The sequence below is a fragment of the Neptuniibacter sp. genome (assembly GCF_024231755.1).
Lineage (GTDB): Bacteria > Pseudomonadota > Gammaproteobacteria > Pseudomonadales > Balneatricaceae > Neptuniibacter.
In genome coordinates, this window is the sequence record NZ_JAAEQH010000127.1 from 1 (window position 1) to 7,882 (window position 7,882).

At 45.8% G+C, this 7,882-nt stretch carries 7 protein-coding genes; 5 read left to right on the forward strand and 2 right to left on the reverse strand.

Going from position 1 to position 7,882, the window contains the following annotated elements:
* From nqrE to sthA, 5 genes are all read left to right on the forward strand, one after another.
* A partial coding sequence (gene nqrE, locus GY843_RS07535) for an NADH:ubiquinone reductase (Na(+)-transporting) subunit E (RefSeq protein ID WP_297308151.1) occupies positions 1-595 on the forward strand: 595 nt, incomplete at its 5' end.
* Between the two features lie 33 nt (positions 596-628).
* Positions 629-1,855: an NADH:ubiquinone reductase (Na(+)-transporting) subunit F gene (gene nqrF, locus GY843_RS07540; RefSeq protein ID WP_297308153.1), complete on the forward strand. Its 1,227-nt coding sequence runs from the start codon at positions 629-631 to the stop codon at positions 1,853-1,855.
* A 6-nt stretch (positions 1,856-1,861) separates the two neighbouring features.
* Positions 1,862-2,908, forward strand: coding sequence for an FAD:protein FMN transferase (locus GY843_RS07545; protein ID WP_297308155.1), 1,047 nt, complete (start codon positions 1,862-1,864; stop codon positions 2,906-2,908).
* A gap of 9 nt (positions 2,909-2,917) precedes the next feature.
* On the forward strand, positions 2,918-3,163 hold the full coding sequence (nqrM, locus tag GY843_RS07550; RefSeq protein ID WP_297308157.1) for a (Na+)-NQR maturation NqrM: 246 nt from the start codon (positions 2,918-2,920) through the stop codon (positions 3,161-3,163).
* Positions 3,164-3,325: 162 nt separating this feature from the next.
* A complete protein-coding gene (gene sthA, locus GY843_RS07555; protein ID WP_297308158.1) occupies positions 3,326-4,726 on the forward strand; it encodes a Si-specific NAD(P)(+) transhydrogenase in 1,401 nt (466 codons plus the stop codon).
* 82 nt (positions 4,727-4,808) lie between these two features.
* On the opposite strand, the gene GY843_RS07560 is transcribed toward sthA, so the two are convergent.
* A complete protein-coding gene (locus GY843_RS07560; RefSeq protein WP_297308160.1) occupies positions 4,809-5,507 on the reverse strand; it encodes an ABC transporter substrate-binding protein in 699 nt (232 codons plus the stop codon).
* A 100-nt stretch (positions 5,508-5,607) separates the two neighbouring features.
* Complete coding sequence (locus GY843_RS07565) at positions 5,608-7,839, reverse strand: NADP-dependent isocitrate dehydrogenase (RefSeq protein ID WP_297308162.1); 2,232 nt, start codon at positions 7,837-7,839, stop codon at positions 5,608-5,610.
* Positions 7,840-7,882: the final 43 nt, after the last annotated feature.

Below are 7,882 nucleotides of genomic sequence, written 5' to 3' on the forward strand. Positions count from 1 at the left end.
CAGCCTTGCCGTTAAGGCGATTTTCGTTGAAAACATGGCGTTGGCATTCTTCCTTGGGATGTGTACTTTCCTGGCGATCTCCAAGAAAGTTCAGACATCTCTGGGTCTGGGTATTGCTGTAATCGTTGTGTTGGCAATTACAACACCTGTAAACAACTTGATTTACAACATGCTGCTGCGTGAAGGCGCATTGGCATGGGCGGGATATCCTGAAGTTGATCTTAGCTTCCTGGGTTATATCTCTTACATAGGTGTAATCGCGGCTATGGTACAGATCCTGGAGATGTTCCTGGATAAGTATGTACCTGTGCTCTATAACTCTCTGGGTGTGTTCCTGCCTCTGATCACAGTAAACTGTGCAATCATGGGTGCGGCGCTGTTCATGGTAGAGCGTGATTACAACTTCGGTGAATCCGTTGTTTACGGCATCAGTGCAGGTATCGGTTGGGCGCTGGCGATTACAGCCCTGGCAGGTATCCGTGAAAAACTAAAATACAGCGACGTGCCAGAAGGTCTACGTGGTCTGGGCATCACCTTCATTACTGTAGGTCTGATGTCTCTGGGCTTCATGTCTTTCTCTGGCGTATCGCTTTAATGCCTACATGGTCAACAAAGGAAGGATTAGCCAATGAATGCTGAAATCGTTCTAGGAGTTGTCATGTTTACCGCCGTAGTACTTGTACTGGTGGCGGTAATTCTGGCAGCACGTTCAAAGCTGGTTAGCTCCGGCAATGTAACAATTAGTATCAATAACGATCCTGAGAAATCAGTGACCGTTCCTGCAGGTGGCAAGCTGCTTCAAACGCTGGCAGACCAGGGTATCTTTATCCCTTCTGCTTGTGGTGGCGGTGGTACCTGCGCCCAGTGTACGTGTGAAGTTCATGCAGGTGGTGGCTCTATGCTACCTACTGAAGAATCACACTTCACGATGCGTGAAGCTAAAGAAGGCTGGCGTCTATCATGTCAGGTTGCTGTAAAGCAGGACATGGAGATTCAGCTGGAAGAAGAGATCTTTGGTGTTAAGAAGTGGGAATGTACTGTTGAGTCCAATCCTAACGTTGCAACCTTCATTAAAGAGCTGACTCTGCGTCTGCCTGAAGGTGAAAACGTAGACTTCCGTGCAGGTGGTTACGTTCAGTTAGAATGTCCTCCTCACGTAGTTAACTACAAAGACTTCGATATCCAGGAGGAGTACCGCGAAGATTGGGATAAGTTTAACATGTGGCAGTATGTGTCCACAGTGACTGAACCTACTATTCGTGCTTACTCTATGGCGAACTATCCAGAAGAGCGTGGTGTTGTGAAATTCAACATCCGTATCGCTTCGCCACCTCCGGGTACAGACTTCCCGCCGGGAATCATGTCTTCTTACGTATTCAACCTGAAAGAAGGTGATAAGATCACTGTATACGGACCATTTGGTGAGTTCTTTGCTCAAGACACTGACAATGAAATGTGCTTCATTGGTGGTGGTGCGGGTATGGCACCAATGCGTTCACATATCTTTGACATTCTTAAGCGTGTTAAAACAGATCGTAAGATTACATTCTGGTATGGTGCACGTTCACTGCGTGAATCATTCTACAATGAAGAGTACGATCAGCTTCAGGAAGAGAATGATAACTTCCAATGGCATCTGGCTCTGTCAGACCCAATGCCTGAAGATAACTGGGATGGCATGACAGGCTTCATCCATAACGTATTGTATGAAAACTATCTTAAGGACCACGAAGCGCCTGAAGATTGTGAGTACTACATGTGTGGACCGCCAATGATGAACTCCGCTGTAATCCAGATGCTGTTGGATCTGGGTGTAGAGCGCGAAAACATCTTCCTGGATGACTTTGGTGGTTAACACCTGATGATCCTTTCTCTTAAGAGAAACCAGTGGCCAGCAATTTATTTGCTGGCCGCTTTGTTTCTAATCTCCGCATTATTCTTCCTCTCTGGTTGTCAGAAAGCAGAGGAAAGAATTTATAGTCATTTTGGCATGACAATGGGCACCACCTTTTCTGTAAAGTGGGTTACTCAGGATGATGCGCATAAGGCTAAGATTTCAGGATTAATTGATAAAGCTCTGATACGTGTTAACCAGAGTATGTCGACTTATATTTCTGATTCCGAACTATCCCAATTTAATGCTCTACCTGAGGGTAGTAGCCAAACCATCTCTGATGAATTGGCATTCGTGATCTCACAGGGTTTGGAGCTTAGTGAGAAATCAGGTGGTGCTTTCGATGTTACGGTTGGGCCGCTAGTAAACCTTTGGGGGTTTGGACCTGACGGGCGAGTGGTTAAAGCGCCAACCCAAGAGCAGATAACAGCTGTTAATCAGCGTGTTGGTTATACGGCTGTTACACTGAATGGTGATCAGCTAACTAAATCTAAAGATAGTTATATCGATCTTTCCGCTATCGCTAAAGGTTATGGTGTTGACACTGTTGCTGAACTTCTTGAGGCGGAGGGGATCAATAGTTATCTGGTTGAAATCGGTGGTGAGCTTCGTGCAAAAGGGCTTAAGCCTGCAGGCCTGAGTTGGCGGATTGCAATAGAGTCACCGATCGCTGAGGCTGGAAGAGAGATCCATAAGATAATTGCTGTGAGTGACATTGGTGTTGCTACTTCAGGTGATTATCGTAACTACTTTGAAGAGAACGGTGTGCGTTTTTCGCATACAATAGATCCACAAACAGCTCAGCCCATTAAGCATAAGCTGGCATCTGTCACTGTTTTGGCTAAAACCTGCGCCCAGGCAGATGGGTTTGCTACTGCTATGATGGTGATGGGGCCGGAGAAGGCTCTTGAATTTGCTGAAGCTGAAGATGTTGAAGCCTTTTTGTTAGTGAAAGGTGAGCAGGGCTTTGAAGAATTGATGACATCAGGTTTCAATCGTTATCTGGTGCACTGAGGTAATAGTATGGCTACGATGATTTTTGCGTTTGTTTTCTTGATGATTGTAATTGTGGCGATGTCCGTTGGCGTTATCATGGGAAGAAAGCCTATCTCCGGTTCCTGTGGCGGATTGGCAAACGTAGGTATTGAGGGTAAATGCAGTATCTGTGGCGATGATCCGCAAAAGTGTGAAGAGGAACAGGAACGTCAGCAGAAAGAAGTTGATAAGGCTGATCTGGGCTACGAAATAAAAGGTTCTGAGAAAGAGTAGAATCCAGCTGACTCTTTGGTTTTTTGCACCCTAAAAGGGCAGTGAAAACAATAAAATACATGCTTAAATCTAAAGGATTAGTCTGCGTAGATTCTTAATAAGACGTAAGCTGGTATGATCCTAACGAAACAATAAGATAACGATAATTGATAGGGGATAGTGATGGCGGTTTATGACTATGATGTCATTGTGATCGGTTCAGGTCCGGCAGGTGAAGGCGCAGCGATGAATGCTGCTAAGAAAGGTCGCCGTGTTGCCGTAATTGAGGAGCAGGAATCCGTAGGTGGTAACTGTACTCATAAAGGTACTATCCCTTCCAAGGCGTTACGCCACTCTGTTAAGCAGATCATTGAATTTAATACCAACCCGATGTTCCGTGATATCGGTGAGCCTCGCTGGTTCTCTTTTCCTAAAGTACTGAAGCGAGCAGAAAAGGTTATTTCCAGCCAGGTTATGCTGCGTACAAACTTTTACGCACGTAATCGTATCGATGTTTTCTTCGGTCAGGCAGAGTTTGAAGATAAAAACACTGTCATTGTTCGCGGTACGTCGAGCGGCGACGAGACCATCAAAGCCAAAAATATTGTTATAGCGACGGGTTCTCGACCATATACACCTGCCGATATCGATTTCAGTCACCCTCGTATCTACAACTCAGATACAGTTCTTAAGCTGAGCCATACCCCACGTACCTTGATTATTTACGGTGCGGGCGTAATCGGTTCTGAGTACGCATCTATCTTTAGTGGTTTGGGTGTAAAAGTTGATCTGATCGATAACCAGAGTCGCCTGTTGTCTTTCCTGGATGCAGAGATCTCTGATTCTCTTAGCTACCACTTGCGTAACAATGCTGTGAAGATCCGCCACAACGAAACATATGATAGCGTTGAGGCTGATGAGCGTGGCGTAACACTGACCCTTCAGTCAGGTAAGAAAATCCGTGCAGACGCATTCCTGTGGTGTAACGGCCGTAGCGGTAACACTGAACAGCTTAAGCTGGAAAATATTGGTCTTACAGCAAACAGCCGTGGTCAGTTAGAAGTGGATGAGCACTACCGTACAGCATGTGAAGGAATCTATGCTGCAGGTGACGTAGTCGGTTGGCCAAGCCTAGCTTCAGCGGCATTGGATCAGGGGCGTGCGGCAGCAGCAGATATGCTGGATGCTGAGGACTTCCGTTATATCAATGAAGTGCCTACGGGAATCTACACAATTCCAGAGATCAGTTCTGTAGGTAAGACTGAGGAAGAGCTTACAAGTGAGTGTGTGCCTTACGAAGTAGGCCAGGCTTTCTTTAAAGATACAGCTCGTGCCCAAATCTATGGTCAGCCGGTTGGTATGCTGAAGATTCTATTCAACCGTGAGACGTTGGAGATTTTAGGTATTCACTGTTTCGGCGAACATGCTGCTGAGATCGTGCATATCGGTCAGGCGATTATGGCGCAGGAGGGTGAGGCTAATACGTTGAAGTACTTTATCAATACAACGTTCAACTACCCAACCATGGCTGAGGCTTATCGTGTGGCAGCAATTTCTGGCTTAAACAGAATAGCTAACCTGTAAGTCATAACGTTAAGTAAGAAGTATTTTAAAGCACGCTTATGAGCGTGCTTTTTTGTGCATGTCGTTTGTTTATGCCTGCCGTTTAGCTACGACAATTTAGTACAGCTTGATTGAAGGAGGGTAGGAATTTTGGGTTTTTCTGGATGAATGCCTTGCTGAAATAGACGCCTAGAGGCTTGTTTCGGTTAATGATGGTACTGATCTTGTCAGCTGCATTGTTCTCAGTAATCAGTTTGTTCATCACCTGATCATTAGCAAGGATGGCATCAACTCTTTTATGCATGAGTAGCTTAAATAGCTGCAAATTAGTTGAAGGAAGTTGGTTTACTAGTTTGAAACCCTGTTGATTCAGCCACTTCTGCATATTGGCACCCAGAAAACTGCTGACAATATAATTCTGTTTAAAGGTATCGCTGGTTGGATCCGCTATCCGTTCTGTTAGCATATACCAGGTCCATTTTTGCTCAGCAATGATTTCTGAAATTACTGCGTATTCATCCCTTTGCGGATTGTGAGAGGCAGCGAAAAATCCCTCAGCCTCATTCTTTTCTACCATCTGTTGCGCTCTTTTCCATGGAACAACAATGAATTCAGCTTCAAAATTATTGAGCTGTTTAAAAGCGCACTCGACTACTATAACGGCTTTCCCAATCAGTTTGTCGTTTTCATAGTAACTGTATGGAGCGAGGTTGTGCGTGGTTAACCTAACGGTTTCAGCATAGCTGGGATTGAGTGCCAGAAATAGAATGAGGCAGATCGTAGAGGTTAGATTTTGAAACATACCGGTCTCATTGCTGAGGGTTATGAGATCAGTATAGAAGTTAAAAGTAGAGAAACAAAAAGCCCGGCATACGCCGGGCTTTTTTTAGTATTGGAACAGATTATTTAGTAGCTGCAGCCAGAGCATTATTCAGAGTGCTACTTGGGCGCATTACTTTCTTAACAGTTTCACGCTTAGCGTGATAATAGCCATCAAGTTCTGCTGGAGAACCCTGACACTCCGCAAGTTCCGCAATGATCTGATCTTTATTGCTAGTCAGTGCCTCTTCCAGCGCTTTAAATTCAGCAGCCAGTTCTGGGTCTTCAGACTGATGCGCAACTTCCTGTGCCCAGTACATGCCCAGGTAGAAGTGAGAGCCACGGTTGTCTAGTTCACCAGTTTTACGAGAAGGAGACTTGTTGTTTTCAAGTAGTTTACCTGTCGCAGCATCCAGAGTCTTAGCCAGGATAGCAGCGCGTTTGTTATCGTTCTTGATACCAACATCTTCCAGAGATACTGCCAGAGCCAGGAATTCACCCAGTGAATCCCAGCGCAGGTGGTTTTCTTCTTCAACCTGCTGTACGTGTTTAGGAGCTGAACCACCAGCACCTGTTTCGTACATGCCACCGCCTTTCAGCATTGGAACGATAGATAGCATCTTAGCTGATGTGCCCAGTTCCATGATTGGGAACAGGTCAGTCAGGTAGTCACGAAGTACGTTACCAGTCACAGAGATAGTATCTTTACCGCGGATCATGCGGTCCATGGAGAAGCGCATCGCCTGGCTGTAAGACTTGATGTAAATTTCTAGACCTTCAGTATCGTGCTCTTTCAGGTATTCGTTTACTTTCTTAGTCAGCTCAAGATCGTGTGCACGTTCCTGATCAAGCCAGAAGATAGCAGGTGTGTCAGACTGGCGTGCACGGTTTACAGCCAGTTTAACCCAGTCGCGTACCGGCTCGTCTTTAGTCTGGCAAGCACGCCAGATATCGCCAACTTCTACTTTGTGGCGCATTAGGACAGTACCGTCTGCCTTAACAACGCGCATCAGACCTTCTTTTTCGATTTCGTAAGTTTTGTCGTGAGAGCCGTACTCTTCAGCTTTCTTAGCCATCAGACCAACGTTAGGAACTGTACCCATTGTAGTCGGGTCAAATGCACCATTTGTTTTACAGAAGTTGATCATGTCCTGGTACATACGAGAGTATGTAGATTCAGGCATTACTGCTTTAGTGTCAGCAGTCTGGCCGTTTGCGTCCCACATCTTACCACCGTTACGGATCATTGCTGGCATAGATGCATCAACGATTACATCGGAAGGAACGTGCAGGTTAGTGATACCTTTAGAAGAATCTACCATCGCCAGCTTAGGACGAGTTTCGTAGCACTTGTAGATCGCTTCTTCGATCTCTTCGCGCTTAGAGCGAGGCAGTGAAGCGATTTTATCGTAAACGCTACCGATACCATTGTTAGGGTTTACGCCCAGCTCTTTAAATAGATCGCCGTACTCTTCAAACAGGTCTTTGTAGAATACAGTTACCGCATGACCGAATACGATAGGGTGAGAAACCTTCATCATGGTCGCTTTAACGTGCAGGGACCACATAACACCGGTTTCTTTAGCGTCTTGTAGAGACTCTTCGAAGAACTCACGCAGAGCGGAGCAGCTCATGCGCATAGAATCAATGATTTCGCCTTTTTCCAGAGTCAGTTCTTTTTTAACTTCAACTGCACCGTTCGGGTTAACGAATTCGATGCGAACGTCGCCAGCTTCATCCATAGTTACAGACTGCTCACTGGAGAAGAAATCGCCGCCACGCATGTAGTCAGCGTGTGTCTGAGATGCCTTGCTCCATTTACCCATGGAGTGTGGGAACTTGCGTGCAAATGCTTTTACAGCACCTGGTGCACGACGGTCAGAGTTACCTTCACGCAGAACTGGGTTTACAGCTGAACCCAGAATCTTTGAGTAACGCGCTTTAATGTCTTCTTCTTTAGTGCTCTGTGGGTCTTCAGGGAAGTCAGGGATATCGTAACCCTGTGCCTGCAGCTCAGCGATACATGCTTTCAGCTGTGGGATAGAAGCACTGATGTTTGGCAGTTTGATAATGTTAGCGCTTGGATCCTGAGTCAGTTCGCCTAGGAACTTAAGACCGTCTTCTACGCGCTGGTCTTCGCTCAGGTTTTCGGGGAAAGCAGATAGAACACGGCCAGCTAAAGAGATATCAGAAATTTTTACATTAATATCAGCAGCAGAGGTAAATGCTCGTACGATCGGCAGAAATGAACATGTTGCCAGTGATGGAGCTTCGTCAGTAAGAGTCCAGTAAATCGTTTGATTAGTTGTAGTCATTGTATTCCCCAAAAGTTTTATGGCAGTGCAGCCAAGGGTTTGC